2 protein-coding genes are annotated in these 1,069 nt (G+C 62.6%); both read right to left on the bottom strand.

What is annotated here, in order from left to right:
* Positions 1-771 (bottom strand): tRNA 2-thiocytidine(32) synthetase TtcA (gene ttcA / locus A2I95_RS41530; protein WP_291738106.1); only part of this gene is annotated, 771 nt, incomplete at its 3' end.
* A 54-nt stretch (positions 772-825) separates the two neighbouring features.
* Complete coding sequence (gene yidD / locus A2I95_RS41535) at positions 826-1,056, bottom strand: membrane protein insertion efficiency factor YidD (RefSeq protein ID WP_291738107.1); 231 nt, start codon at positions 1,054-1,056, stop codon at positions 826-828.
* Positions 1,057-1,069 lie beyond the last annotated feature (13 nt).

A 1,069-nucleotide genomic window follows, 5' to 3' on the forward strand; every position in this document is an offset into this window, starting at 1 on the left:
TGCGCGGAACATCACCTGGCGGCGGCCCGGGCTGTTTGATTCCCACTGATCCAGGATCTGTTTCACCTGCTGGCGCTGCAGCCCGTCCTGGCTGCCGCACAGGTCGCAGGGGATGATCGGATAGTTCATGGAACGGGCGAATTTTTCGCAATCGGCCTCGGCCACATGGGCCAGCGGACGGAACACGAACAAGTCGCCTTCTTCGTTGACCAGCTTAGGCGGCATGGTCGCGAGCCGCCCGCCGTGAAAAAGGTTCATGAAGAAGGTTTCCAGAATGTCATCCCGGTGATGGCCCAGCACAACGGCCGAGCAGCCCTCCTCCCGTGCAATGCGGTAGAGGTTGCCGCGGCGCAGGCGCGAACAGAGCGCGCAAAATGTCCGGCCCTGCGGAACCTTGTCCATCACGATGGAATAGGTGTCCTGATATTCGATCCGGTGCGGCACGCGCATCTTTTCCAGGAACTCCGGCAGCACGGTGGCCGGAAAACCGGGCTGGCCCTGATCCAGGTTGCAGGCAAGCAGATCGACGGGCAGCAGGCCGCGCCACTTCAGCTCATAAAGAACCGCCAGCAGGGTATAGCTGTCCTTGCCGCCCGACAGGCAGACCAGCCACCTGGGTGTGCTGCCGTCCGTGCGGCGCTCCACCATGCCGTATTGGTCGATCGCCTCGCGCGCGTAGCGCACGATACGCTTCCTGAGTTTCTTGAACTCGGTAGTCGAGGGGGCGCCGGCAAACAGCGGGTGGATTTCGTCCAGATCATCATCAAGCATGGGCGCGCCCTAGCTGAGGAAGTGCGTTTTGCCAAGAAAAAAGGTGTTCCGCCTTCAGTCCTTGCTGCCGGGCACCGGGTCATATCCATCGCCGCCGAAGGGGTGGCAGCGACCGATCCGGCGGGCAGTAAGCCAGGCGCCCTTGACCGCGCCATGCTTTTCCAGCGCTTCCAACGCGTAGGCAGAGCAGGTGGGCTGGTAGCGGCAGTTGAACCCGACCCAGGGGCTGAACAGCAGCCGGTAGGCACGCACGGGGAGCGCGAAGATATGGGCCAGCAGGGTCATAGCGGATAGATAG

This window comes from Leisingera sp. F5 (assembly GCF_001593695.1).

What these genes read in the sequence shown, in the direction of transcription:
- yidD (WP_291738107.1), bottom strand. Translation starts at nt 1,056, where the DNA reads ATGACCCTGCTGGCCCATATCTTCGCGCTCCCCGTGCGTGCCTACCGG.